Below are 25,632 nucleotides of genomic sequence, written 5' to 3' on the forward strand. Positions count from 1 at the left end.
TCGGCGCCGCTGGGATGGCTTAAGGAACTTGGCCACCCGGAGCCCCGCGACGACTCGACCGCCAATTGGGAGATGCGACTCCGATCGCTGCTGTAGGACAACGTCGGCGAGGTCGTCTGCGGGATCGATGAACGACGAGCTGGCGGAGGGATACGTGCCCGAGATCTGGGCCGGAGTGGACATCGGCAAGACGCACCACCACTGCGTGGTCATCGATACGGAGGGCAAGCGCCTGCTGTCCCGCCGGGTCGCGAACGACGAGAGCGAGCTCCTCGCCCTGATCAGCGATGTCCTGGAGATATCCCGGGAGGTGCTGTGGGCCGTCGACCTCAACCACGGCGGTGCCGCGCTGCTGATCGGCCTGCTGGTCAGCCACGGCCAGCCGGTCGCTTACCTCACCGGCCTGGCGGTCCACCGGGCCTCGGCCACCTACAAGGGCGGCGAGGGAAAGACCGACGCGAAGGACGCCTTCGTCATCGCAGACCAGGCCCGCGTCCGCCGCGACCTCGGCCTGCTGCGGCCCGGCGATGAGATCGCCGTGGACCTGCGCACCCTGACCACCCGCCGCCTGGACGCGGTCTTCGACCGGACCCGGCAGATCAACCGGCTCCGGGCCCAACTGCTGGAGATCTTCCCCGCGTTGGAGCGGGCCCTGGAACTGACGAACCGGGGGCCGGTGATGCTGCTGACCGGATACCAGACCCCGGCCGGGATCCGCCGGGCTGGAGCGAGCCGGATCGGGACCTGGCTGAAGAACCGCAAAGTCCGCGGCGCCGCCACACTGGCCAAGACGGCCGTGGAAGCCGCCCAGGCCCAACAGACCGCGCTGCCCGGCGAGAAGCTGGCCGCCGCCATGGTGGTCCGCCTCGCGAAGGGGGTGATGGCCCTCGATGAGGAGATCGCCGAGCTCGACGCCCTGATCGAGGCCCGGTTTCGCGAGCATCCGCACGCCGAAGTGATCCGCAGCCTGCCCGGCATGGGCACGAAACTCGCGGCCGAGTTCATTGCCGCCACCGGTGGCGACATGGACGCCTTCGGCAGCTCGGACCGCCTGGCCGGCTTCGCCGGCCTGGCCCCCAGGCCGCGCGACTCCGGGCGCGTCAGTGGCAATCTGCGCCGTCCCCGGCGCTACCACCGCGGTCTGCTGAGAACCATGTACCTGTCGGCCATGGTGAGCCTTCAGTGCTGCCCTGTGTCGAAGGCGTTCTACGACCGGAAACGGAGCGAGGGCAAGGGCCACAAGCAGGCCCTGCTGGCTCTCGCACGCCGACGCCTCAATGTCCTGTGGGCGATGATCCGTGACGGAAAGCAGTTCCATGCTTCACCCCCCGTCACACTGGCGGCTTGACATCACGATTGGGAAGTTCCTTCTCAAAGGAGGAGGGTGCACCAGGTCGTTGTACCGTCGGGGCTGACGCCCCAGTCCTCGGCGATGACGGTTACGAGGAGCAGGCCACGGCCGTCCTCGTCATCAGGAGCAGCGGTGCGCGGCACAGGAAACTCATGAGAGCCGTCTCGCACCTCGATCCGGAGACGATCGGCAGTGGGGTACATGCGCACCCCGACATCACCGCAGCCGTGTTTGAGCGCGTTGGTGACCAGCTCAGTGGCAAGGAGCTCGGCGGAGTCGGTGAGGTCCGGTCGGCACCAGTGCACCAGTCGCGCGCGGATGAGGCGGCGTACGCAGCGCGGCCAGACCTGGTCTGTTTCCGTAACGGCGCCGGCCGTGGAACCGCTGGCACGCACGAAGGACAGGTCAAGGCTGGTATATGCGCGGTCGTGAGAGCATGTTCTGTTGCCCTGCCGCGCAATCGTCGCAGTCGGTGTCACGACGAGCCCTCCGTGCGTCCGAGGGCTACGGACGCCAGCCGAGTGGCTGCTTGCTCGACGTAGCAAGTCACTGCGGGAGGAATTGTCTGCGCCTTCACGGGAAGGTCTGCGGTGCGCTGCATCTCCGGCTTCACGGGGGACTCCCTGATTACACGCTCTCGTGCCTGGTCAAACACTCTCAGCGGGGTTGGCGATCAGGCTCCTCTAATCCCGCGTGGCCCCGCCATGGCCTACAAGGTGTCCTCTGAGCCGCATGTGAGCGACGAACGTGGCGTCGGGATAGCTTTGAAGTGGCTTATCTTCGGGGACTGTTGCCATGGCGTGGTGTTGCGGATTCCTCTTCTTAAAGAAGGGATCGATCCGAAGGTGCGCTGCGGGACCAGTGGCGCTGGAGACTGGGGGCGGTATGGGCGACACGCCGAGGACACTCCTGAAGTGGCTGTGTGATCGGGACAGGCTTCCCTACCGTCAGTTCGAGAAGAGGTTCACCGAGACGGGTGTTCGTCTCTTCGGGCGAGACCCCAGCAACCCAACCCTTGGCGAGACACAGTTCCGGCGCTGGACAGGCGGCAAGCTCGTGACACTGCCCAGCCCCGAGAGCTGCCAGGTTCTTGAAGCCATGTGGCCGGGCTACACGGCGGAGCAACTGTTCGGGCCGCCGCTGGAGGTCGGTCCCCAGACACCCGTGTTTGACCTTGAAGAGCGAGTTCAGATGACTGCACGTGAAGCCCACGACGGCGCCGACGCGACTGCCGCGGCGTCCATCTCCGACAACACCATCGACGAACTGCGTGACCAACTGGTGAGCCTCGCCCGCCGCTACCACGGCATGCCGGCGACACAGGCGTACAAGGCGGCCGACGACCTACGGCGAGAGGTCGAGCGACACCGTGACCGCACGCAGATTCCGGTCCAGCAGCAGACCCTGATGATCATCAACGGACAGACGGCCGCGCTCCTCGCCGTTGCGGCTTTCGACCTGGGCTACTTCCCAAGCGCTCGAACCCTGGCCCGAGCCGCCGCTGTGTATGGCGAGAGCACGCGGTTCGTGCCCCTGCAGGCCTACGCCGACGGCACCCTGGCGTACATTGCCTACCACTCCGGCGAACCGAACGAGGCCCTGGCGAAGGCCCAACGGGCGTTGTGCTACAGCGGCCTCGGCGACATCGCCCGGCGCCGTCTGCACGCCATCGTGGCCCGCGCGTACGCCTACCTAGGCGATGTCGCCTCGGCCCGGCACGCCATCCAGCTCTCCGAGGACGGCGGCCGGGACGTTCGCGACGACCTGCACGACGCCGTGGGCGGTGAATTCGGGTTCTCCGAGGAGCGACTGGCCATGTCCAACAGCACGACCGCACTGCTCATGGGCGATGCGGAGCAGGCCGAAGCGGAGGCTGGCCGTGCCCTCGTTCTCCTTGGAGAGAAGGCGCAGAGCGAGCAGTCCACCCACGTTCGCGCGGGCGCAGCCGCCGACCTCGCCCACGCTCGTCTCCTGTCCGACAACGTGGAGGGCGCGGCCGCCGCCCTGACACCGATCTGGGAGGTGCCGCCCGAGGAGCGCAACACCGGGATCGTTGTGAGGGCGGCCCGTATCGGAAGGTACCTTGCCGCGCCGCGTTACCACGGCGCGCAGCTCCCCACGGAACTGCGCGAACAGATCGAGGATTTCACCCGGGTCTCCCCGCCGTACCGGCTCGGCTCGACGGTGCCTCTCTTGGCCATCGGCTAACTGATCACAGGGAGGCGAGGATCTGAGCCTCCTTCTCTGTAGCGATCCCGTGTTCCGCCCATCGCGGGTGGTCCACGGGACGCCCATCCGCCGCCCACCACTGCCACGTGTCCCGGACCGTGTCAGCGATGGGACGGCAGCGAAGACCCGCATCAACCGCACGCTGGGAGTTCACTGCCCACACTCCGGCGTGGGTCCGCCACAACGGGAGTTCGGTCCACTGCTTCACCCCGTGACTGGCCAGTACGGTCGGGTCCACCCAGAGCGGCGTACCGTCGCCCTCCGTGGACCGCAGGCACTCGTCGAGAAAGTCGCTGAACGAGATTCCTTCAGGATGCGTCACGTTGAAACCACCGCTGCTTGAGGCCCCCGCCTGATGGAGAGCGAAGGCCGCGACGTCGCGGACGTCTACCGGCTGAATCCGCTGCTCGGCCGGCGCGGGAGCGAGGATGCGGCCGCCGCGCTTCGCCCGCTCCAGCCACCAGGGCAGTCGGCCGACGTACTCACCGGGTCCGAGAACCACACCCGGCCGCAGGAACACCGCTCCGGCACCAAAGGCTTCCGCTACAGCACGCTCACCGCCAGCCTTCTGGAAGCCGTATTTCGTAGGGCTGCCGTCCTCGCCCGTGTAACCAAACGCCTCGTCAGCGTCGGCGGGACACTCCAACAGCGGAGAATCCTCCGTCAGCGGCTTGTGCGGCCACCCTTGGTAGACAGACACGGTGGAGATGTGGATCCAGCGGCGTACACGCGTCTGTAGCGTGGTGGTGGCCAAGAGGACGTCACGGGGCGCGAGTTCCGAGCTGGATGTGTCGATGACCGCGTCCCACGGGCCACGGCGTGCGAGCTTGTGCAGGTCTTCCCGAACCGTCCGGTCACCGTGTACGGGCTGAACTCCGGGTACGTCGGTTCCCGACCGGCCGCGGTTGAACGTGGTGACGTCCCACCCTCGCGATAGCGCGCTCTCCGCAATGGCCTTGCCCAGAAACCAAGTTCCGCCGATGACGAGAATCCTCATACGCCGATCCTGCCCCGTTCGGGCGGAGGAAGACAAAGCAGCCGCCGGTCAGTGGGCAGGCACAGGGTCCCGGAGCTTCTTGGCGATGCCGTAGGAGCCCAGACGTCGCAGGCCTTCCGCGTGGGCGACGCGGCTACCGAGGGGTGTGTGTCGGGGCTGCTCGTGAGCGTGGCTGGAGTGTGTTCCAGCGGCGTTGGAAGGTGTCGATGTATTTGTTGAGGTCGGATGGTTGGATTGGTTTGTTGTACTGGGCGGTGATTCCGCGTTGGGTGAGATCGCGGGCGACCTGGTCGAGGCGGGGGCTGGTTGTATGGGCGCGGTGGTCGGCCCATGTGGTGTAGATCCGGAATTCCAGGTAATAGCGCGTCAGCGCTCGCGGCTTGATGGGCCGGCCGTCACGGTCGAGTACGTTGCGTTCGGCCAGATATTGGGATAATTCGGGGCCTTGGGGTTCGTGGCCGTGCTGTTGCTGGAAGGTTTGCCAGGCCAGGTAGTAGCGGTCGACAGTGGGCAGCTCAGACAGGGCCGGGGGAGGCGCTGGCGTGTCGCCTGCCGGTGTGTTTGTGAGGGAGGCCTTCACCGGGCGGGTGTGCCGGTCCTGTGCTGGAAGAGTCACCAGAGGTGGTGCGGTTTCCTGATGCGGGCCTTGCGCGGGTTCCGGTTCCTGGGCGCTGCTCTGGCTGGGTTGGCGGGTGGGGCCGGTTCCTTTCGGGGTGGAGGGGGTGCCGGTGTCCTCGGGTGAGGGCTCGCGCTTCTCGTACTCCTGAAGCACCTGCCCGTGCCCGTTCTGGTATGCCTGGCGCTGCTCGGCCTCGTACTGGGCCTGCTGCGCCTGGTACTGGGCCCACATCTGGTCCGGTGCGTAGGAGGGGTCGTAGCCGCCCTCGTAGATGATCTCCTGTTGCGGGGGAGCGAACCACGGGCTCGACTCCGGCTCCTCCTCCAGGTACTCCGGCTGCTCTTGCGCGCGGTCCGACTGCTGCTGTTCGTCGGGGGCAGGGGTGCGGTCGGGTTCCTGGCGGCGCTGCTCTTCGTGCGGCGCTTGCGCACTTGCCTGTGTCGTCGCGTTCACGTGTGCCGTCGTGCTCGTCTGCGGTGTGGTGTGTCCATGAGCTGCTGGCTCTGTACGGGTGGCCGCGTCCGGGGGTGTGGCGGCTTGTGCCGGTTCGGTCTGTTGCCGGGGTGCCGGAGGCAGCAGGGCGGGCTCGATGCCCGCCGCGGCCAGGCCCGAAGGGGCCGTCTCCGCCAGGGGCACGCCGTAACGCGCCAGCCGCAGCGGCATCAGGGACTCGACCGGGGCCTTGCGGCGCCAGGCGCGGCCGAAGCGCGAACGCAGCCGGGCCTGGTAGACGAGACGCTCCTGCTCCAGCTTGATGACCTGCTCGTAGGAGCGCAGCTCCCACAGCTTCATCCGGCGCCAGAGGAGGAACGTGGGGAGCGGGGAGAGCAGCCAGCGGGTGAGGCGCACGCCCTCCATGTGCTTGTCGGCCGTGATGTCCGCGATCCGGCCGATCGCGTGACGGGCCGCCTCCACGGAGACCACGAACAGGATCGGGATCACACCGTGCATCCCGACGCCCAGCGGGTCCGGCCAGGCGGCCGCGCCGTTGAAGGCGATCGTCGCCGCCGTCAGCAGCCACGCCGTCTGGCGCAGCAGCGGGAACGGGATCCTGATCCAGGTCAGGAGCAGATCGAGCGCGAGCAGGACACATATTCCCGCGTCGATACCGATCGGGAAGACGTAGCTGAACTTCCCGAAGCCCTTCTGGAGGGCGAGTTCGCGCACCGCGGCGTACGAACCGGCGAAGCCGATCCCGGCGATGACGACCGTACCGAAGACGACCACCCCGATGAGCAGGCGGTGGGCACGGCCGGCCTCCACGGCTCTGTTCGTGCTCCCGGCGCTCGTGCGCTGCTGCCCTTGATTCATCAACGGCCTCGTATCTGCAAGGTGTTCACGACGGCTCGTCGGGTGATTCGGCGGTCACGCCTGTCCGGCGGACGGGCGCCTTGCGACCGCTGGAGCCAGACGACGTGAGGTGCGGGACGCTCACGGCTCCTCGCGCCTGATCGTCTAGGGTCGCGCCGAGCAGTTCGTCGATCAACTGTTCGGTGGCCGTCTCGAGTGAACAGTCCAGCGCCCTGTTGACCTGTTGGACGCGGGCAATCGCGGTGTGCAGTCCCTGCCGGTTGCCGGCTGCGTACTCGATCCGGGCCCAGTCCCGGTACAGGAGCTCCGCCGTGTCGTCGACGTCGAGTCCGGTCGCGATGGCCTGGCGGGCCGCGCTGAGGTTGTGGTGCGGGCCGGCCGGGGTGCGGAGGGTGGCTACGGTATGCGCCACGTCGACGATGCGGGTGATCATTTCCTGCTGGTGGGGCTGGGCCCAGGGCTGGGGCCGGCCTCCGAACGGCCTGCCCCGCACGAGAGTCAGCGCCTTCTCCAGATCGGGCAGGCCGGCCGGGCCCAACGGCAGGGCACGCTCGACGAGCTGGAGGAAGTCGGTCCAGTCGCAGTGCACGGCGGGGGAGAGGCGGTACGGATCCTCACCGGTCTTGCGGCGTGGCACGTAGGGGTTGCCGTCGGGATCGTTGCCCAGGGTGCGACGCAGGCCCTGCAGCCGGGCGTTGAGGGTGCTCGACGACCACGGGCTGACCGGGTCCATGTCAGAGCACAGGATGTCCGCGCTGCGCCCGGGCCGGAAGTACAACAGGGCGGCCAGCTGCGCCATCCGCGGTCCGTGGCCGGTGCTGTCCACGCCGGTCACCTCGACCGGGCCCAGGACCCGGATCTGCGGCGCGTGCCGGCCATGAGCCTCGCCCTCATCCGCCCCATCCACCGTGCCCGGCTCGACGTCGCCCTCGCCGTCAGCTTCTGCAGACTCAGCCGACGGCGCGGACTGCGGGTCCGGGGGCATCGTCGGTGCAGGGCCCGCGTGTTCTTCCTCGGCCTGCGCCGACGTCTGGGCGGCGGGCCGGAGATGGAGCGCGGACGGATCGGTGGTGGCGGCGAGCAGGGCCGGGAAGACCTCGCCGCTCACCTCTGCTGCCGACGTCACCGAACCGCTCATGGGCGCGCCGGTCGCAGGTGCGGCGGACTCCTGCGGCGCGCTGCGCCTGGGCTGTTCCATGCTGTCGGGCTCGTCCGGAACAGCCTGCCAGGGACCCTCGGCCGGGTAGGCCGGCTGGCCGGACACCTGGAGGGCCGTGACGATCTGGAGGTAGGAGGCGTGGTCCAGGCGCTGCAGCGTGACGTCGGTGCCGGCGTAGTCGACGTGCTGCGGTTCGTCGAGCGAGGCGTTGAGGGTTTCCGCGTGGAGGAAATGCCCGGCCGCCGTACTGGCCGGGGCGACCAGCGTGACGGGAACTGGCCCGGCCCTGTCGATGACGTCGGCGAACTCCCAGGCCAGGTCCGGGTCCAGGGCGGACGCGCACAGCAGCAGATACGGCTGATGCCGGGTTTCGGGCAACTGGTGGGCTTCCAGCAGCCGTTCGCTCAGATCGCGCAACGCGTGCGCCGGCTGGCCCATGTGGGAGATCCGCGCCGTGGGAAGCAACTGCGGCATCTCCTCGCCAAACCCCACGACAACGACCTCAACGTCGCTTGCCCACGGGCTCTTTCCGAGCTCCAGGGCGAGCGAGGTGCACACCTCGGTGATATGCACCGGGTCGCCCTCCAGCAGCAGCCCGGGCAGGTGCGCGAGGTTGAGAAGCAGAAGGTCACCCGACTCGGTACTGCCGACCGTGACCAACCCCGGATACGGCGCCGGGACCTCGCGGGCCGTCTCCTCGTCCAGGAGAGCGGCGTCGTCGGGCAGGACCCACCAGCCGCCCTGCCCGGACACGAAGGGCGTCTGCGGCTCACGGGATCGGTCTTCGGGCAGCACCTGAAGCGAGCGGGCGCCGATCCGCGCGGCCCGCAGCTCAGGCAGGCTCTGGCTGTCGGCCTGCCGCGGAGCGTGATGCGCCAGGGTTCGCAGGGCCACGTCCAGGCGGGCTGCGCTGCCCGTCTCGGCGGCCGCCGCCAACTGGGCTTCCGCCGTGGACGTCTCCGGCGCGATGGCGATCTTCTCGCCCGGCTTGCGGCGGCGGCGCTGCAGCGTCCGGCGCAGGGCGAGGGACGCTGTGACGGCGGCGGCCAGCAGCGCTCCGGCGCCGAGAACAGTGTGCAGGTTCAGGGGGCTGCCGTCCGGAGCCGACGCCGGCGTCCCGGACGCCGCGGCGGCGGGGGAGGAGGCAGCTGTACCGGACGGCCCGGCCGACGACGATGGTGATGCGGCAGAAGGGGCAGCGCTGGAACTGGGCTGCGGTCTCCCAGAAGTGGAACTCTGTTCCTCGCCTGGCCGTTCGGGGGGACGGCTGCTGGGTGTGGTGGGGGCCGACGACTCCGCGGTGGGAGCCGTGGTGTGGCTCGGCGGGGATGCCTGCCCATCGTCCGTGTCATCGCCTGGCTTCTGGGTGGCTGGGGGAGTGGTCTCCTGGCTGTCTGCCTCATCGTCCGGGGCGCTGTCGTGAGGCGGGCTGTGCTGGTCGGGCCGGGCGCCGGGCACGGTGACCTGCTGCCCGGCGTAGATGACATCCGGGTCGGTGATGGTGGGCAGTCCGTCCGGCTGGGGCGTGCCCCGGCTGGCCTCGAACAGGGCGGGCCACTCGTCGCCGTCGCCGAGCTCCTCCTCCGCGATCTTTGACAAGTAGTCGCCCGGGTGGACCGTGACGACCTGCGCGTTCTCCTCGGCAGCAGCCGGGACGCTGTCACCCAACTGCGCACGGACATCTTCCGACGCTGCGGCGGAATCCGGCATCTGGAGCTGCCAGCCGGGCTGCAGAAAGCTGTTCGCCTTGAAGACCTGGCCGCCGGCCATGGTGCGGCCTTCGTTCAGCGCGGAGATCTCCCGCCACCGCTCGCCGTCGCCCAACTCCCGCTCGGCGATGCCCCACAGGCTTTCCGCCGGCCGCGTCTCGCGCACCGTGTACGAGGTACGGGACGTCTGCCTGTCCGCAGAGGACCGTGCGCCCTGATCGGCTTCGGCGGCCTGCGGAGCGTGGGCCTGGCCGGGCAGGCGGGGTGCGGTCGTCACCGGTGCGGCCTGGGCATCGGAGGCCAGGGCCGAACTCGTGGGCAGCAGTACCAGGATGCTGCCGATCAGGAGAGCCGCGGCGCGCTGCGAGGAGCCCATCCCGCGGGGGGCGTACCAAGTCCGGCCCCGCACCTGGGCGATCAGCTCACGGGCAGCGCAGAACGTGAACTGCATCCACCCGATCCAGCCCACCGCGACGAGCAGCAGCAGGAACGCCGCTCCCGTGTCCTGCCGGTCCAGCAGGTGCGTGAGGTCGTCGTGGCTGGAAGCCCAGATGACCGGGGTGACCCAGGCGAGCAGAAATGGCAGCCCGGCGACCGCAGCGGCCAGAACCAGCAGACTCAGTACAGCCTTGATGACCCGGCCCAGGTTGCGGGCGGCCGCTGCGGCGGGCGAGGGGGTACGCATCAGTTTCCTTCGGGAGCGGTGACGCCGCGCAGGAGAGTGGCCTTGCCCTGGCCGGTCACTGACAACGAGCCGATCCCGACGGCCGACAGGAACTTCGTGTCGTACCTGCCGGTGATGTTCACCGTGAGGGTCTTGCCGTCACCGGACACGCTGACCGTGCCGGTGGCGCCGGCCGATCGCAAGTAGGCCTGGGCCGCGGCCTGGGCATCTTGCGGATCCACGACGATCGCGTTGCCGCTGATGGCCTCGGCAGAGTCGATGGCCTGCCCGCCTGCCCGGGCGGCTTCGCCGGCGATGTAGGCGGCGCGTTCGGTGGCCCGCATTTTGCTGCCGCCGTCGACGGCGACGCCGATGATGCCTATCAGCGCGACGACACACACGGCGACGAACACGGTGACTCCGCCCCGGTCATCCCACCGCGCCCGGCGCAGCCCCGTCTGCCGGAACATCATCGGTCACCTCGCTCCCGGTACTGATCCACCACTGAGGTCGCTGTCGACGTGAGAGTCCGCGCCCCAGGCACGTCCGGCAGCAGGAGATCCGACAGATTCACCGTGCAGTTCACGGTCACACTGACCGTCCCTACTTGGCCCACCGGCACGTGGAGTCCCCCGGTGTTGATGCTGACGCTGGTCGACGCGCACGAGATGCCTTGGTCATTGAGGGAGTCGGCGGCCGCCGCCCGCGCGGCGCCCTGGGCGGCCCCCGCCGTACGGTGAATGGACGCCTCCCTGGCCGCGTCCTCAGCTGCCGCGTCGATCTTCGAGCCGGAGGTGACCAGGCGGCCCCCGGCGAAAGCCAGACACAGGAACATGATCAGCGACGGGAGGATGATGGCCGCCTCGATCGCGGCGCTGCCCTCATCACTGCGCAACCGGCGAGCCCATCGGGCCGTGTATCGCACGTAGTTCACCCTCCCGGGACCGTCCAGCGCTCCACCGGACCGGACGCCGACTGGGTGACCTGCAGACCCGAAACGCCCGGGATCATCGACATGGCCGTGCCGGAGACCTGGAGCCGCACCCGCTGCCCAGTACTGCCGGCAGTGACGCTGTAGGCGCGCAGGCTGTCACCCGCGACGCGCTCCAGTACGTCCCGTGCCTGGGCCGCACCGGTGGCCGGGTTCGACTTGTAGGCGCGGGCCGCTGTGAGGCCTTCGCGGGCCGCGGTCAGGGCGATCTGCCGGGCGTAGTACCACATGGAGGCCTGGATGACGGCGATCGTGGCGAGGAGCACGAACGGGTAGATGATGGCCATCTGGATGGCTGTGTCGCCGCGGTCGTCGCGCCATCTTCGCCCCTGCCACCAGTCCTTGAGCTGCTCGGGATGAGACATCACAGTCCGTTGAGCCGGCCGTTGTACTTGGCGATCACGACGGCGATGGTCCCGGCGATCAAAACGGCGCCGGTGACGGCGGCTACCCAGATGATGACGGTGGTGGTGCTGATGTCGCCGCGGTCCGGCCTGCGCTTTGCCTCCTGAAGGCCCTCCTGCACACGCGTGGTCGCCCAGTGCACCGCACGGTAGGTGCGGGCTGCGGTGTACTTCACGATCTGTACTCCTTGCTCCTTGAGAGGTTCGTGACTCGGGGGATCTTCAGACGGTGAGCATGCGGATGACCGCGGGGAACGCCATCAGCAGCATCACCAGGACGGCCAACAAGGCGCCAGGGGCGGTCATCCTCTCGCTGGCGGCGTTCGCCTCCGCGGACTGATCGGCCAGCAGTTCGGCATTGAGCGCCGCGGTCCGGGCGCGTAGCGCCTTGTAGACGGCGGCGCCGTCGGTGGCCGAGCCGCGCATGATGTCGGCGACGTCGTCCAGGACGGGCAGCTTGTACTCGGCGGCGAGTTCGGTCAGCGCCTGATAGGGCGGGATCTTCTCCATCCGGGCCCGGCGCAGGGCGCCCTGCAGAAACAGGAAGGGCCAGCCGAGGCCCACCTCGGCGGCCTTCTCCAGCGCTTCGGCGGGTCCGGCGTCGGTGGCCCGCTTGAGCGCGACCAGGTCGAGGTAGGCGGACAGGGCGTGCGCGAACTCCTCCCGGGCCCGCTTGGCCTGGTCGCGGACCGCGAGATCCGGGGTGGTGAACAGCAGCAGCGCGATGAGGAGACCGGCACCGGCGGGCACGTAGAACGGCAGGGAGACGCCAGCGATGATCCACGGGATCGTCGCGATCACCGGGCAGAGCAGGCCCAGACCAGCGAGCGCGGTCTTCTTGAGCATGAACTGGCCCGGCCCCTGGCCGAGCAGGGCAAGGTTGGTGGTGGGGATCCGTACGCCGGGCAGGCGCTCGAGGCGGGCCAGCAGCCACCGGCCCCACATCTCCTCGCGGTCCAGTTCTGGCTCGGGCACGGTCAGGGTGGCCGGGGCACTGCGCTGCAAAGCTGGCCCCAACGCGGGCTGAGGGCGCAGGAGCTCCCGCACGAGAAGGGCGAGGCCGGCGCCTACCGTGCCACCGGTCAGGACGACGGGAAACAGGTTCACGGCGTAACTCCTTCCGGCTCACGGCCGGCGACCGGCACATCCGGATCTGCGGCGGGCGGGGGGAACCGGACGGTGCTGGCCGGGTCGGTGATCAAAAAGCGCGGGATGCGGCGGAAGGCACCCAGCTGCCGCATCAGGGCGAGGACCCCGATGAAGGCGGCCGTCAGGAAGGCGAGCACGAGCTGCCCCAGGAGCGTGGAGTACGGCTGTGTGTAGGACGGCACGAAGAACCCGGCCACCACAATGCCCACGGTGATGATGGTCATCCACCGCACGGTGGTTCGCGGCTTCGCCCGGTCCGCCTCGATGGTGCGCCTCTTGGCGACCTCGTCGCGGACCGTGCCCGCCAGGTCCTCCAGCGCCTGGGCCAGGCCCGGGCCGCGATCGTTGACCGACAGGATGAGCGCAGCAACCACCTTGTCCGCGGTGACGTCGTCCAGCTCCTTGGCGAACGCGCGGAGAGCTCCCTGCGGCCGCCAGCCCAGACGCAGCCGGTCGGACAGATTGACGATCTGCGGGGAAAGTTCGTCCGGTGCACCCTGACGGCTGGTGACCATTGCCTGCTCAAGCCCCATGCCCAGCCGGAGCAAGCCCGCCAGCCGTTGAGTCCACTCGCTGAGGGCCTCCAGTTGGCCGATGCGTTCCTGCGCCATCTGCGCCGGGCTGATCAGCCAGGGCACGCCGATCACGGCCGCGCCGAGGAGCGCGCCGCCGACGAAGTTTCCCGAGACCAGCCACACGGCCACGAAGACCACGACCGCCAAGGCCGCCAGGGTCCGCCGGCGCAGCCGGACGTCCTCGCCCCGGTCCTTCCCGGCGCGCAGGGCCTGCCACCGCTGCCGCAGCGGAGCCCGGCGTGGCGCCGTCGTGCCCACGAGACCCGTCACGACGCCGATCAGCCCGCCGATGACGGCCATACCGCTCAACAACCCCCACAACAGGGTCATCGGCTCACCCCCACCTTCAGCGGCAGCGGCGCCTGCCACGCCCCGTAGGGCTGCTGCAGGAGAGCGGAGTCGAAGCCGACGCGGCGCAGGTCGTCGATGCAGCCCGGGTCCATCCTCGGTACGGCGCGCAGATCGCCGAACTCGGCGCCGGGGGAGAAGACCGTATTGGTGGCGGGACGGCCGTTCTCGCCGATCCCGGTCAGTTCCAGGACGTGGGAGACGTAGCGGTGGCGGCGGCCGCCGATCTGCGTCTCATCCGTCATGTCGACGTACACGATGAAGTCCAGGCCGTTGGCGGTCTGGCGGTAGGCGAGCTGCTCGGACAGGTTGTCCTGGGCGAGCGCGTACAGCTCGGCGATCCGGTCGAAGATGATGTCCGGGCGCCGGGCGTGGATCGTGCACAGGTTGCCGCCTGACCCGTTCGTCAGCGCCTGCATCATGGCGACGACTTCCGGACCGCGGACCTCGCCGACCACAATCCGCTCCAGCGACATCCGCAACGCGGGATGCATCAGGTCCAGCAGTGTGACCTCCCCGGCGCCGCGCCCGGTGACGTCCTTCTCACCGTTGGACTCCCGCCCGACCAGGGAGACGACTTGGCGGTGGTAGCCGTTGGCGTGGGCGAACAGCTCGTCCTCGGTCTGGATGGTGGCGAACCGGCACTCAGGGGCGAACTCCTTGAGCATCGCCCGCAGCAGCGTGGTCTTCCCGGCCTTCTGCTTCCCCGCGATCATGATGTTCTTCTCCGCGCGCACGCACGCACCGAGGAAGTCGCGCAGGATCGGGTCGATCGTGCCCAGCCGTACCAGGTCGTCGAGATCGGCGTGGGAGACCCGGTGCCGTCGGATGACCGCGTAGGTCATCGGCCCGAGACCGGTGATCGCCTGCAGGCGGGAGCCGTCTTGAAGAGACAGGGCGAGGGTCGGGTTCGCGGTGGAGATGGTGCGCTCGTTGTGCCCGGACCCCCTCGCCAACTCCCGTAACAGCTCCAGCAGTTCCTCTTCCGAGTCCGCGATCGGCCCGACCATGCGGCGCTCGCCGTCGCCGTAGTCGAGCCACACCTCGCCCGGGCCCTGGACGATGATGTCCTCGACCCGCTCATCGTCCAGATATGGCTGGAGCCGCCCGGCCCGAAAAAGCAGGTCATAGACGGCACGCCGCAGTACCTCGTCCTCCTGCGGCGCCATGGCCGCTGCGTCCGACCACAGCGCGACCGCCTCGTTGATCCAGTCCAGGCAGCGCTGCTCTTCGCTGGCCCGGTCCATATCCGGCGTCGTCTTCAGCAAGTCCTCGCGCTGCTTGGCGACCTGGCCGGCGATGTGCCGGGCCACCTTGTAGTCGACGGTGACCTGAGGCGTGGCGGTGCCGAGCGCGTGTGTACTCGCGGCAGCACCGGCCGTCATGCCGTTCGTCTGGTGGGGCCGCCCCTGCCGGGTGCTGCCGGGCGGCGGAGACACGAGGGGATCGTTGTGCAAGGGTCTACCGCGCACGGGCCACCTCCCCACCTGCGGCGAACGTGCCGTGTGGATCGAGGCGGGCCCGGCGCATCGCGGCCCGCTGGACCAGTAGGGTGCTGCTTGTCCTGGCGGCTTTCATCAGCGGCGACTTGGTGAAGTGGCGCGGCTGCTCGGTACCGTCGGACAGCACGCGGGCGTCTTTCGGCGCGTACGGCAGGGGCGCCACCACTGGCACCTGCAGAACACGCTGCACCTCGCCCGCGGGATACGGCCCTTCGTTGATCATCAGCACGCTGACGTCCCCGACCCGCTCCTCCAGCGCGCGCACCCGGCCCTCGGCCGCTTGAAGGCAGCGCAGCGTGTTGCGCACCACGACGATCACGGTGTCGGCCTGCTCGGCCAGGACACCGGAGGGGCCAAAGGCTCCCCGGCGGCCGAGATCGATCAGGATGTCGTGGCCGTGTTCGGCCTCGATGCCGCGGAAGATGACACCCAGCGCTTTCCACACCGAGCCCAGGCTTGCTGACTGCGCGGGATCGGTGATGCCTGGCAGGAGCAGCCGGTCGCGCGGTGACTCCGTCTTGCCTTCCTCGCTGCCCAGGTCGATCAACTGACGCCAGAAGGCGTCGCCGAGGTCGCCCTGGCGGGCGGCGACCGAGAGGTTGCGCAGGCCGTACCGGTCGCCGAGTGTGCCCTGCAGCAGACCGTGCAGCACGGCACCGCCGTCCGGGTCGCATTCGGCAAGGATCATCCGCCGGCCCGGGTCCAGCGGCCACGACAGCAGCAGTGCGAGGGCGCTCGTGGTCACGCCGGGTGCGCCGCCGCAGCCTGCGAGCGCGATGACAGCCATCAGTTACCGTCCGGAGCAGCGAGAACCAGGCGCAGGGTGCTGGCCGACACCCAGGCGGCGGCGGTCGGGCCGTCCTCGGCGGTGGTGGCGACGTCGACGACCACGGTGCCGGTACCGGGAGCGGCGCTGGAAGCCTTTACGACCCGCCCGTCGACGGTCTCCGGCCCGGTCTCGAACGAGGTATCGGTGTCCGCCTGGCCCTGCGCCGGGACATGGACCAACTGCACCTTCTGGCCCGGCACCAGCGCGGTGGCCGGCACCTGCTCCGGCTTGAGCCCGATCGGCACCAGCTGCTCACCGGCCTTCACCAGCGAGTCCTTCGTCACCTGAGACGGGGCGAGCAGGGAACCCGGCCTGAGCTCCACAGCGGCCCGCTTGCCCACCACCGAGTCCAGGTCATTGCCCCGCACCGCCTTGACGGCCGGGTCCAGCGCGATGGACGCCTTGCCCAGGTCGTCTTCGGTCACGACCTGGCCGACGTGGACGTCACGGACGACCGTCACCACCTCGGTGCGGTTGCCGACCTGCAGCAGCAGGACGGCAACTCCGGCCCCTCCGGCGGCGATCAGCGCCAGCGACAGGGCGATGACACCTGGCCGGCGACGGCGGGCCGACACCCGCGGGGGAGTGACGGGCCCGGCGACATGTCCCTGCTGGGGGACGCCGTTCGCGCTGACTGTGTCTGCACGTTCTTGGGTCCTGCTCAACGTTCTATCCTTCCGGCGGCGTCATCTGACGACCTGCAGCTCGCCGATCGCCACCTGCACGTCGGTTTCCCGGATCTCGGTGAGCTGGCCGGCCGCTCCGCCGCCCTCCCAGTCGATCGTCCATGTCGAGGTCGCGGTGACCGGGAACTTGCCGCTCCTGGCACCGGCTGAGGTCTTGGAATACACGTGGCCGCAGGTCGGGGACTGGGCCATGCCCTCGGGTGCCTGGTAGGGCGTACCGGGGCCGTTGCACGTCACGCTGGCGCCGTCGCCCATCTTCCACACGACCTTCGACACCTTCGCGGTCGCGGTCACGGTGATCCCGCCCGCCGACGCCGACGCGGTGTTGGGCCCGTAGGTCGTGGCGCTTTGGTTGACCCACATCCACAGCGGGACACCGACCGTGTACTTCCCGGCCGCGCGCGGGCTGGCGATGTCCGGGCCGAGCAGTGTCATCGAGTCGACTGCCCGCTGCGCCAAGACGGCCGGGTCGACGGTCTCTTGCTCGGGAGGCTCGGCCAGCCACACCATCTCAGCGACCCAGAGGTCCTCTTCGCCGTCGGGGGCTACAGAGCAGGACTTCTCGTACACGGCTCCGTCACCGGGTTCGTGGCCTTCCCAGTCCAGGCTGCCGGCGGGCGGCTGAGGGTCTGCGAGTGTGTATGTGCAGACCCTGTCGTAGGTGCCGTCAGCGTTCTCGAGGGAGCCGTCATCATTGCCGCTTGATGATCCGCCTCCGCTCGTGCCGCCGCTGCCGCCTTCTTGGCCACCGGCCTGCCCGGGCACATCGACCTCGACCTCGCAGTCGTACAGGCCGCACTCGATACCGCCGCCTGTGGGGTCATCCTCCGCGTAGCTGCTGACGGGGGCGGCGAGCGCCGTAGCGAAGACAGCCGCAGCGGTGATGGCGATGCGGAGGGTCAGCATGACTTCCCCTGGGGGTCGTCGCGGGTGACGCGCCAGCCTTCCGCATACTTCTCAACGGTGCTGACGATCTGGTACTTCGTCAGCCGGTTCTCCGGGAGGGACACCGGCTTCTTGGCCTCGGCATCGACCCTTCGCCACTTGGAGATGTCCAGGCAGCTCGAGACGGTCGCGTTGGGGATCCGTCCCGAGGCATCGACCTTGGTGACCGTCTGGTCGGTGAGGGCGACCCTGCCGGTGTAGATGCGGCCGCGGTTATGAGCGCGCTTGGCGTCTGCCTCGGCATTCTTCAAGGCGGCGGACGCGGCATACTGATCAAGACGTGCGCTCTTGCCCGTTCGGTCGGCGTAGAGCTTTTCCATCTCCTGCCAGTAGGCCGCGTAGGTGGCGATCGCTTCCTTCTTCGCGGTCTCCTCCGGATCAGCGCTGGCAGAAGCCGTCGGCGAATGCGCGACAGTCGGTGACTCGTCGCTCGCCTCGTCGTTCCCGTCGGACGAGCTGCACGCGGTCAGGGTGAACGCGGCGCACAGCGCGAGAGACGCGGCGGCAGTCTTTCGGAAATGAACAGCGGAGCGGTGTGCGCGGCGTTTCACGAAGCCTCCCCGTGGGGCGCTGTATGACATGGCCACTGCCGCCACCGGTGCACGGCAGCCCGGATCCGCGGCACGGTCAAGCCGCGGTGGTGCGTTTGCGTAGCGAGAAGATTACGCATATGCCAGCCAACTTCCCAGTGCGCTAGGCGAGTTGATCTCAGTAGTTTGGATGCCTCCGCTCACCTGCCGAGCAAGGCCTTCAGCGGGTCGATCGGCGGCTTGGTTGCGGCGGGATGGAAGGACATTTCCCACGCGGGATGGCCGGCCCAGATACTGTGAGCGACGCTGCGCAACGCCCAGCCAAGGGTGTTGACCTGGTTAAGGCGCAGGTCGTCGGTGTCCTCGGTGGCGAGGTCGCGTAGGGCGAGCCATTCGGCGAAGACGTCCTGTACGCCGGCCAGGGCCTTGAGTTCGGCGAGGCAGCAGCCGAGTGCCTCGGCCTCGGCCAGCCGCTTGGTGAGGAACCGTGCGAAGCGCTGGTCGCGGTTGCGGGCCCACTCGTCTGGGGTCGCGAACGTTTGCCTCAGCGATTGCGGGATGCGCGGTGAGGATGTCTGGGCGGGTCTCATCGGGAGTTCACCATCGTGTACCTGTGGGTGAGCACCTGGGGCTTGCCCGTCGGCGTCAGCGCCGCGAGGGCCTGGCCCTGGTACTCGTCCGTGATCAGGGGCCGCTGCTCGGCGTTGTAGACCGCCTCGGCCGGGCCGGGGATGATCCTTCCGCCGTTCATGAACCGCTTGTGGAGGTATTCGATGGTGTACGCGCTCGGGAACAGCGCGAGGACGCCGCCATCGGCCAGGCGCAGCGCGTACACCTCCCGGTGCGCCGGCTTTCCGTCGAAGTGCTTGACCGTGGCGAAGCTGGCCTCCTTGGCCTTGGTGCGGTCCGTGTAGCGCGTGGTGAACTCCTTGGTGGCCTTGGTGGGGGCCAGCTGCTGGCCCGCCTTCTTGCCGCCGGTCTCCGCGAGGTCCTCGAAGGCGTCGGCGAGCTGGTTCGGGGCGAGCGTTCCCACGCGCTTGGACGGGTCGACGGCCGTGGCGAGTCCGCGGTCGACAGCGATCTCGGGTATCGCGGTCTTCTTGTCCGCGTACATGGCGGCGACCATCTTGAAGCGGCCGCCGACCTTGTCGAAGATCATGAGGCCTTGTGACTTGGTTTCGCTGACCGTCGCGGTGACCGCGAACCAGCTCTGATCAGCGTGCGGGATGTAGTACTTCCGGGCCGTGTAGAACAGGGGCGTCCCGTACCCCTTCTGCTCGGCCTTCGACCAGGTCTTGCTCTGCTTGTAGTCCGCCTGGGACTGCTCGTGCACCTGGCCCGCTTCTACCGTGCCCAGGAGCTCTTCGCCCTCCGCGCCCCGGATCCTGTTGGCCTCGTTATTGGCCTTCTCGAACGCGTCTACGGTGGCGCGCGCGGCGTCGACGGTGACTACGCCCTTCGGGGCGGGGCGCGCGGCGGCATGGTCGTTTCCGGGCTCGTCGGTGTCGACACTGCACCCGCTGAGTGCGGCGGCCGCCAGCACGCTGAGCGAGAGCAGCGTCGTAGGGCGCCTGCGCGGGGGGTGGGCGGGGCGGGAGGGGGAGGTCATCAGGGGTGTTCTCTCTCGTGGATGGGCGAGTGGCGTCGAGCGGGTGACAGCCTGGGGTCATCGCGTGCTGACCGGGCTGGAGGCGGGTTTCGCGATGCGTGCGGTGACGTGTTCGGTGATGCGGCTGAGCCGCGATGTGCATTCCGCCGCGTCGGCTCCTGTAACGACCCAGTGCGCAAGGCGGTCCTCGCGGCCGCTGCGCGGCGGGCCGAGCACTGCGTTGCCGGTCCGTTGTGTCCAGGTGAACCGGTCCAGCCACGGCAGTGTGAAGAGGTCAGGGGCTTTGAGCCGGACCAGACGGCCCGAGGTGCCCGGGTAGAGGTAGCGGATCGCCGCGGCCGCTTCCCGTGTGGGGGACAGATCGGGGGTGTCGCCGACGGCCAGGGCGGCTGCCGCGCGGGCCAGGTCGATGCCCCGGGCGCGGGCCGCCAGCAGCGGAATGAGGTCATCGGCCAGACAGGCGCTGACCTGTAGGACGAGCGGACCCCGCGCGGTCAGCCGCACATCGGCGTGCACGACGCCGACGGTGAGCCCGAGCGTGGTCGTTGCCTGGGCGACGAGGCGGGTGAGCGTGTCGTCTTGGAGCAGCTCGTCGTGTGCATCGATGCTGTAGCCGACCGCGGCCTGGGAGCGGTCCGGGTAGAGGGTCTTGCGGGTGACGGCGACCGTGCGCACCTCGTCGGGGGAGAGGACCACGGCCTCGACACCGACTTCCGGGCCGTCCAGCCCGACTTCCTCTATGTTCAGGGTCGCGGCGAACGGCTCAGCGGTGCTGGCTCGGCGCAGGGTCCGGTACGCGCTGCGCACCTCGCTAGCGCAGTCCGCGCGCAGTGGATCGGTGCCCACTGCGGGTGCCGTGAGGGAGACCGGGAAACCGAGCGTGCGCGCGGCGTCGAGCGCAGCGCGCACGTCATCGACCGCGTGTACCTGCACGGAGGGGACGTCAGCTTCCCGCAGTACGTGCCGAGCTCTGGCCGGGGCTTGGCATGTGGCGACGGTTGCAGGCGAGTTGCCGGGCAGGCCCAGGTGCTGGGCCAGGTGGGCGGCGAGCCTGGCATGGCGGGGCTCGTAGGTGACGAGCCCGCCGACGGAGTGGTCGACGAGGAACTTCCCGACCGCTGCGGTGACTTCGCCAGGGTCGGACAAACCAACGGTGACCTCTCCTGCCAGATATGGGCGCGCCCAGGGCGGCACGGCACGGTCGACCAGGACCACGGGATGCGCGGCGGCGATCTGCAGGAGACTGTGTGCGTGGTACTCGCGGATGCCGGCACCCACTAACAGAAGTGGGCGGCGTGGTGAGGTGTGCACGGCGGGCCCTCCGGAGGTCAGGGATCAGCTGTGACGGGGCTGAGGCCAGCGGCCACTGAGCGCGGCGGACGCGCAGGGACCCTGGGGGCGCTGACCTGGACTGTTGGCTGGGCACCCTGGTTGGTGCGCAGGCGACAGCCGCAGGCGCATGGTGGCCGCGACAATGGCGCGGCGCTGGCTGTGGTGGACCAGTGATCCCACTCGGGGCCGACAGTGTGTGGCGCCCGGACATGGGCGCGCAGGAGCCGGACCCTGCCGAAGCGCTGGTAGTTGATTTCGTCGGCAGGCACACCGAACCGGTCACGCCTTTCCATGCGTCCTCCCGATCCTGTCCCACAGGCGGCGACCGCACCCGACTTACTCGCAGTGCGGCGCGACGGCACGTATACGAACGGAGCCCCCGTTGGCGGCCGACCGCGATCTCGCGGCTTGCCGTCACCCGCAACTGTGTGTCGGCTGAGGCGGGTTAGACATACTCAAAGGGTTGTGAACGAAGATTGCAAGGTACAGAGTTTGCAATAACAGCAGGTTGTAGAAAGTGCCGGAAGGGGGTTCTGTGGCTCGCGAGAGGTCTGGCAGGACCGTCGCGCACCTCGTTCTGGCCACCCGGCTCAAAACGTTGCGTGAGGCGGCAGGAATGTCCCGAGGCGAGGCCGCCAATGCACTCGGGGCCCACACCGCAACTGTCCGCCGCATCGAGCAGGCTGAGACATCCCTGGATGAGGGTCAGGTCCATGCCCTGCTCACGGCGTACGGCGCGGGCGCTGCCGAAATCGGATCGTTCCTCGGAGAGCTAGCGGCCGCCAACCTCCCGGGGTGGTGGCATCCGTGGCGGTCCGTCATGGACCCATGGCAGCTGGACCTCATGAGCGTGGAATCCGCAGCCCGGATCATCCGCGTGTGGGAGCCGGCACTTGTTCCTGCCCTGCTGCGTACACCGTCCTATGCTCGCGCCGTCGACAACGTCCGCAGACCCGACTTGTCCCCTGCGGACAAGGACCGGCGCAGTGAGCTGCTCATGGAGCGCCAGAAGCGGTTGCGTCACCAGAACACGAGCATCTGGGCCATCATGTCCGCCGCGGCGCTGCATACGTCCGTAGGCGACGAGGACGTGATGGCCGAGCAGCGGCAGGCACTGAGGGCAGCCGTCGCACGCCCCGATGTGACCTTGCAGATTCACCCTCTGGATGGTCGGTGCCACCCCATGACCGGCATGCCGACCGTGTCCCTGTACCGGGTCGACGTGCCGGAGATCCCCGACCACGTGGTCCGTGAAGGAGATCTGCACGGAAGCGCCGACGTCTTGAACAGCCTGCACGCGGTGTCGGCGTATCACTTGTTGATGGACCACACCTGCGTCATCGCGCCCCATCCCAACGAATCGAAGGACGTACTGACATGACCGAACCGACCCGCCCGCATCAGCCGATCGACACGTCCGTCGCGCACAGTGCGCGCGTCTGGAACTACTGGCTGGGCGGAAAAGACCACTACCCGGCCGACCAAGCCGCCGGCGACGCCTACAGCAGCAAGTACCCCAGCATCGTTCCGTTCGCCAAGGAATCGCGGGACTTCCTGCGGCGTACCACCGCCTTCCTTGCCAAAGCAGGGGTCCGGCAGTTCATCGACCTGGGTGCCGGGCTGCCGACCAGCAACAACACCCATGAAGTCGCACAGCGGGTCTCACCGGACTGCCGCGTGGTCTACATAGATCACGACCCGATCGTGCTGCTGCACGTCCATGCGCTGCTCACCAGCAGCCCTGAGGGGGCCACCAACTATGTGCAGGCGGACATGCGGGACACGGACGTCGTATTAGCCGGCGCGGCCAAGACGCTGGACATGACCAAGCCGATCGCTCTGGTCATCAACGACGTGCTGGGACATATCGAGAACTGGTCCGAAGCCCGGGGTCTGGTGCGTCGGCTGGTCGAGCAGCTTCCGTCGGGCAGCTACCTGTCCTTGAGCCACTCCACAGCCGCAGACAAGGAACACCAAGCGGTCCAGGACGAGTACAACAGCTCCGGTGCGATTCCCTACATCTTCCGTGAGCCGTCGGTGGCCGTCGAGCTCTTCGAGGGCACCGAACTGGTCGAACCGGGGTTTACGAGCTGGCCGCGCTGGCGTCCTGACGCGAACACCGGTGGTCTCACCGACCGTGCGGGCTGGGGAGGGGTGGCGCGGATCCTATGACGACGGGCAGTGCGGGGCCCGTGTCTGGCCTTCCCGTGAAGGTGACCCGGTACCAGGTGGTGCGACGACTCACCCGTGCAGCGGCCCACTCGGACGCCCAGCTGATTGCCGAGGCCGCGGGCCTGGCTGAGGGCTGGGCGGTTCTGGCGGACCTCATGGGCGGCGTTGTGTGCAGTACCCCAGACTCCGCCGGACCTGAGGGGGTGCGTGTCGCAGCGCACCCCCAGCTCTACCCGCAACTGACGATCCGCAAGATGGCGGGTGCTGTCCTCGTGGTCCGTCCAGGCACGGCATTGCCTTCATCCCGCATCGACCTGATCACGCGGACCTGCGTCGATCTGCTCAGAATGCGGGCGCGGGCCCGTCGGGAGGAGGACACTCACCACGCTGAGCAGAGACTGCACACCGCCGTCCTGCATCTCCTGCTGAGCGGCCAGCCCCATCTGGCAACTGACGTGCTGGGCACCGCCGCCACACACGCCACGGTGTTCCGGCTGTCCGGTAAGTTGGTACATGCCGCCTATCAGACTCATTGGCGAGCAGCGCAGCCCAGCGTGTCTCCCCAAGTCCCCCGCATGCTGGTGTGCATGGAGGGAAGCGAGTTGGTGGTCGTCGCGCTCCACGGCCTCGACCAGGGCCGCCACGTGGCGCGCCCCGTCGTCGCGCGCATCGCGGCCCGGCATCAACTGGCCGGCGGCGTCTCAGACCCGTTGCCGCTGGACATGGTCGCTACGGCGTGGGCCGAGGCAGGGAACGCTCGGCACAGCGCAACGTCTGGCTGCCTGGCGTCCGCGACCTTCCTGGGGTCGCACGGGCTGCTCGGCGTCGTGCCCGCCGGCCGGCTCGCCCGTTGGTCCGCCGCCGTCCTCAAGCCCCTCAACCGCGAGCAGCACCGGACGCTGGAGGCATACCTGCGGTCGGGGTCCGCTCAAGCCGCCGCGGCAGTGCTCGACGTGTCCGAAGGTACGGTTCGTGCACGCCTGCGCTGGATCGGCACCCTCTTGGCCGCCGAACTGGACACCCCCACCGTGCAGGCGCAACTCCTGCTGGCTTTGCGAGCCCCGGCTCCTTCCCAACGAGTCAGCACATCCGCACGTCTTGGTCCCGACCGCCCGCTGCCCACCGATCTGCTCGACCCCGACGACGCCTATCGCTGGGCCTCTGCCCTCCTCAGACCTCTGGACAAGCCGCTGCGTATCGCCCTTCGATGTTGGCTCCAACACCGTGGCCGCACGGCACCCGCTGCCTCCGAGCTAGGCCTGAGCCGGAGTACGCTTACTGACTGGCTGAGTAAGTGCGGCAGGGCACTGTCCCTCGACCTGTCGTCCGCGACAGTGCGGGCGGAACTCCATCTGGCCGCCGAGACGATCGCGACCCCCGAGGACACCCCGGCTCGGTTGCCGCGGCGAGGAGGCAGAACATATCGGGGACAACCTTGAAGGAGCGTTCTTTCCGCAGCCAACTGCAGCACGGACTTCAGCCGGACCTGTGGATCCTGCGGAGCGGATGTCCATTCTCCTCACCGCCCTCGGCGTGGGCATCGAGGGCGGTCTCCTACTCCACGTGGGGCGTGGGCACTGGCCTTTCTCGACTGCCGACTGTCTGGACCCGCCGCAGCCGCCGACCGGCACATTCGCACCAGAGATTCCGAGTGAGGGGCCATGGCAGTGACGCCGATCAGTCGCCGACGAACCAGAGGTACCGATGGGACTCTTCCTCCGCGGTCCGGCACATGGCGCGCACCCGATCGACCCAGGGGCCCCGCTCCGCGGGCAGTCGATCCAGCTCCTCCAGCAGCATGGGTCTCTGCCAGCTGTTGAAGATCGTGTCCGCGTATGGGCACAGCCCGGCGATCATGGGGAGGTCTGCTCGGTCGATTTCTACGAGCGACTCGTCCCAGGACACACCGGCGGAATGCGCCAGGATGTTCCCGATCTCATCGCGGACCTGCAGGTCGATCACCGATGCACGTTACCGCGCAATCATCCAACGGCCTCACTGGTGTCCCAATCGTCGCGCGTCACACAAGGTCAGCGCCGGACCCCGTTCATCCGTACGCGGCTGGGGCGCTCAGCTCGTGCTCCGACAACCTTGTGCCACGGCCAGCTCAGGCCGGATAGATCGAGCCTGCAGACCGCTGGTTGGGGCGGGCGGCGGTCGAGGCTGGAGCCCGGTAACGGTTGGACCACTCCCTCGCCCGCGGGTGAGGGAGTGTTGTCAGGTGGGCGGGGCAGCGATCTCTTCAAGGAGGGCCTGCAGCTGGTTGAGGAGGCCTTGGGTCCGGTGGGTGTTCCGGTCCACCCACAGCCGCAGTTGGGCCTCGCTGACGGTGCTTCCGTCCGGGAGGAGAAACCTCTCCGGTGCCTGGCTGAGCCGGAGGGCGGTCTCCAGATGACGCATAGCCGCACTGAGTTCGGTGACGAACCAGATCTCATCTGAGGGCTCATGGGAGTCGGCTGGGGTTGTCATTCTTTCTCCTCGTCGGTGTTGAGGCCGTCCGGTCACACCGATGGCGCCCGGG

At 68.8% G+C, this 25,632-nt stretch carries 25 protein-coding genes; 5 read left to right on the forward strand and 20 right to left on the reverse strand.

The window, feature by feature from the left end; genetic code table 11:
- The first annotated feature begins 127 nt into the window (after positions 1 to 127).
- Entirely contained in the window at positions 128 to 1,348 is a 1,221-nt protein-coding gene (locus QF035_RS54995; protein WP_307523192.1) for an IS110 family transposase, read from the forward strand.
- Between the two features lie 23 nt (positions 1,349 to 1,371).
- Here QF035_RS54995 and QF035_RS55000 read toward each other — a convergent pair whose 3' ends face one another.
- A complete protein-coding gene (locus QF035_RS55000; protein WP_307530760.1) occupies positions 1,372 to 1,746 on the reverse strand; it encodes an ATP-binding protein in 375 nt (124 codons plus the stop codon).
- Between the two features lie 490 nt (positions 1,747 to 2,236).
- Between QF035_RS55000 and QF035_RS55005 the strand changes: the two genes are divergently transcribed.
- Positions 2,237 to 3,559: a DNA-binding protein gene (locus QF035_RS55005; RefSeq protein ID WP_307530762.1), complete on the forward strand. Its 1,323-nt coding sequence runs from the start codon at positions 2,237 to 2,239 to the stop codon at positions 3,557 to 3,559.
- 4 nt (positions 3,560 to 3,563) lie between these two features.
- On the opposite strand, the gene QF035_RS55010 is transcribed toward QF035_RS55005, so the two are convergent.
- The 17 genes from QF035_RS55010 to QF035_RS55090 form a co-directional block, all read right to left on the reverse strand.
- Positions 3,564 to 4,577 carry an NAD-dependent epimerase/dehydratase family protein gene (locus tag QF035_RS55010; protein ID WP_307530764.1) on the reverse strand — a complete coding sequence of 338 codons (1,014 nt, stop codon included), beginning with the start codon at positions 4,575 to 4,577 and terminating at the stop codon, positions 3,564 to 3,566.
- A gap of 133 nt (positions 4,578 to 4,710) precedes the next feature.
- The gene (locus QF035_RS55015) at positions 4,711 to 6,507 is read right to left on the reverse strand and encodes a DUF2637 domain-containing protein (RefSeq protein WP_307530765.1); all 1,797 of its coding nucleotides are present in this window, start codon (positions 6,505 to 6,507) and stop codon (positions 4,711 to 4,713) included.
- A gap of 25 nt (positions 6,508 to 6,532) precedes the next feature.
- A complete protein-coding gene (locus tag QF035_RS55020; RefSeq protein WP_307530767.1) occupies positions 6,533 to 10,060 on the reverse strand; it encodes a LysM peptidoglycan-binding domain-containing protein in 3,528 nt (1,175 codons plus the stop codon).
- Positions 10,060 to 10,512, reverse strand: a complete 453-nt coding sequence (locus QF035_RS55025; protein WP_307530768.1) for a pilus assembly protein TadG-related protein — start codon at positions 10,510 to 10,512, stop codon at positions 10,060 to 10,062. Before QF035_RS55025 ends, QF035_RS55020 begins: the two co-directional genes overlap by 1 nt.
- On the reverse strand, positions 10,509 to 10,934 hold the full coding sequence (locus tag QF035_RS55030; protein ID WP_307530770.1) for a TadE family protein: 426 nt from the start codon (positions 10,932 to 10,934) through the stop codon (positions 10,509 to 10,511). The genes QF035_RS55025 and QF035_RS55030 overlap by 4 nt, the downstream gene beginning before the upstream one ends.
- 35 nt (positions 10,935 to 10,969) lie before the next feature.
- Positions 10,970 to 11,395: a TadE family protein gene (locus QF035_RS55035; RefSeq protein ID WP_307530772.1), complete on the reverse strand. Its 426-nt coding sequence runs from the start codon at positions 11,393 to 11,395 to the stop codon at positions 10,970 to 10,972.
- Positions 11,395 to 11,610 (reverse strand): hypothetical protein, encoded by a 216-nt coding sequence (locus QF035_RS55040; RefSeq protein WP_306944480.1) that lies wholly within the window; start codon positions 11,608 to 11,610, stop codon positions 11,395 to 11,397. The genes QF035_RS55035 and QF035_RS55040 overlap by 1 nt, the downstream gene beginning before the upstream one ends.
- Positions 11,611 to 11,656: 46 nt before the next feature.
- The gene (locus tag QF035_RS55045) at positions 11,657 to 12,541 is read right to left on the reverse strand and encodes a type II secretion system F family protein (protein ID WP_307530774.1); all 885 of its coding nucleotides are present in this window, start codon (positions 12,539 to 12,541) and stop codon (positions 11,657 to 11,659) included.
- Positions 12,538 to 13,488, reverse strand: coding sequence for a type II secretion system F family protein (locus tag QF035_RS55050; RefSeq protein WP_307530776.1), 951 nt, complete (start codon positions 13,486 to 13,488; stop codon positions 12,538 to 12,540). The genes QF035_RS55045 and QF035_RS55050 overlap by 4 nt, the downstream gene beginning before the upstream one ends.
- Positions 13,485 to 14,978, reverse strand: a complete 1,494-nt coding sequence (locus tag QF035_RS55055; RefSeq protein ID WP_307530778.1) for a CpaF family protein — start codon at positions 14,976 to 14,978, stop codon at positions 13,485 to 13,487. Before QF035_RS55055 ends, QF035_RS55050 begins: the two co-directional genes overlap by 4 nt.
- Positions 14,968 to 15,795, reverse strand: a complete 828-nt coding sequence (locus QF035_RS55060) for a hypothetical protein (protein WP_307530780.1) — start codon at positions 15,793 to 15,795, stop codon at positions 14,968 to 14,970. The genes QF035_RS55055 and QF035_RS55060 overlap by 11 nt, the downstream gene beginning before the upstream one ends.
- Positions 15,795 to 16,502: an SAF domain-containing protein gene (locus QF035_RS55065; protein WP_307530783.1), complete on the reverse strand. Its 708-nt coding sequence runs from the start codon at positions 16,500 to 16,502 to the stop codon at positions 15,795 to 15,797. The genes QF035_RS55060 and QF035_RS55065 overlap by 1 nt, the downstream gene beginning before the upstream one ends.
- A gap of 21 nt (positions 16,503 to 16,523) precedes the next feature.
- Entirely contained in the window at positions 16,524 to 17,429 is a 906-nt protein-coding gene (locus QF035_RS55070; protein WP_307530785.1) for an ATP/GTP-binding protein, read from the reverse strand.
- Positions 17,423 to 18,019 (reverse strand): hypothetical protein, encoded by a 597-nt coding sequence (locus QF035_RS55075; protein ID WP_307530787.1) that lies wholly within the window; start codon positions 18,017 to 18,019, stop codon positions 17,423 to 17,425. The genes QF035_RS55070 and QF035_RS55075 overlap by 7 nt, the downstream gene beginning before the upstream one ends.
- Before the next feature lie 179 nt (positions 18,020 to 18,198).
- Positions 18,199 to 18,588, reverse strand: a complete 390-nt coding sequence (locus tag QF035_RS55080) for a hypothetical protein (protein ID WP_307530789.1) — start codon at positions 18,586 to 18,588, stop codon at positions 18,199 to 18,201.
- Positions 18,585 to 19,607 carry a hypothetical protein gene (locus tag QF035_RS55085; RefSeq protein WP_307530790.1) on the reverse strand — a complete coding sequence of 341 codons (1,023 nt, stop codon included), beginning with the start codon at positions 19,605 to 19,607 and terminating at the stop codon, positions 18,585 to 18,587. Before QF035_RS55085 ends, QF035_RS55080 begins: the two co-directional genes overlap by 4 nt.
- Before the next feature lie 57 nt (positions 19,608 to 19,664).
- Entirely contained in the window at positions 19,665 to 20,885 is a 1,221-nt protein-coding gene (locus tag QF035_RS55090) for an ATP-grasp domain-containing protein (protein ID WP_307530792.1), read from the reverse strand.
- 589 nt (positions 20,886 to 21,474) lie between these two features.
- Here QF035_RS55090 and QF035_RS55095 point away from each other — a divergent pair.
- From QF035_RS55095 to QF035_RS55105, 3 genes are read left to right on the forward strand one after another with little or no spacing between them, the layout of a single operon-like run.
- Positions 21,475 to 22,320, forward strand: coding sequence for a helix-turn-helix domain-containing protein (locus tag QF035_RS55095; protein WP_307530794.1), 846 nt, complete (start codon positions 21,475 to 21,477; stop codon positions 22,318 to 22,320).
- Complete coding sequence (locus tag QF035_RS55100; RefSeq protein WP_307530796.1) at positions 22,317 to 23,111, forward strand: SAM-dependent methyltransferase; 795 nt, start codon at positions 22,317 to 22,319, stop codon at positions 23,109 to 23,111. Before QF035_RS55095 ends, QF035_RS55100 begins: the two co-directional genes overlap by 4 nt.
- A gap of 20 nt (positions 23,112 to 23,131) precedes the next feature.
- Positions 23,132 to 24,550, forward strand: coding sequence for a helix-turn-helix domain-containing protein (locus QF035_RS55105; protein ID WP_307530798.1), 1,419 nt, complete (start codon positions 23,132 to 23,134; stop codon positions 24,548 to 24,550).
- A gap of 238 nt (positions 24,551 to 24,788) precedes the next feature.
- On the opposite strand, the gene QF035_RS55110 is transcribed toward QF035_RS55105, so the two are convergent.
- Together QF035_RS55110 and QF035_RS55115 are read right to left on the reverse strand one after the other, a co-directional pair.
- The gene (locus QF035_RS55110) at positions 24,789 to 25,073 is read right to left on the reverse strand and encodes a hypothetical protein (protein WP_307530800.1); all 285 of its coding nucleotides are present in this window, start codon (positions 25,071 to 25,073) and stop codon (positions 24,789 to 24,791) included.
- Positions 25,074 to 25,328: 255 nt separating this feature from the next.
- Positions 25,329 to 25,580: a hypothetical protein gene (locus QF035_RS55115; RefSeq protein ID WP_307530802.1), complete on the reverse strand. Its 252-nt coding sequence runs from the start codon at positions 25,578 to 25,580 to the stop codon at positions 25,329 to 25,331.
- Positions 25,581 to 25,632 lie beyond the last annotated feature (52 nt).

Source organism: Streptomyces umbrinus (genome assembly GCF_030817415.1).
Lineage (GTDB): Bacteria > Actinomycetota > Actinomycetes > Streptomycetales > Streptomycetaceae > Streptomyces > Streptomyces umbrinus_A.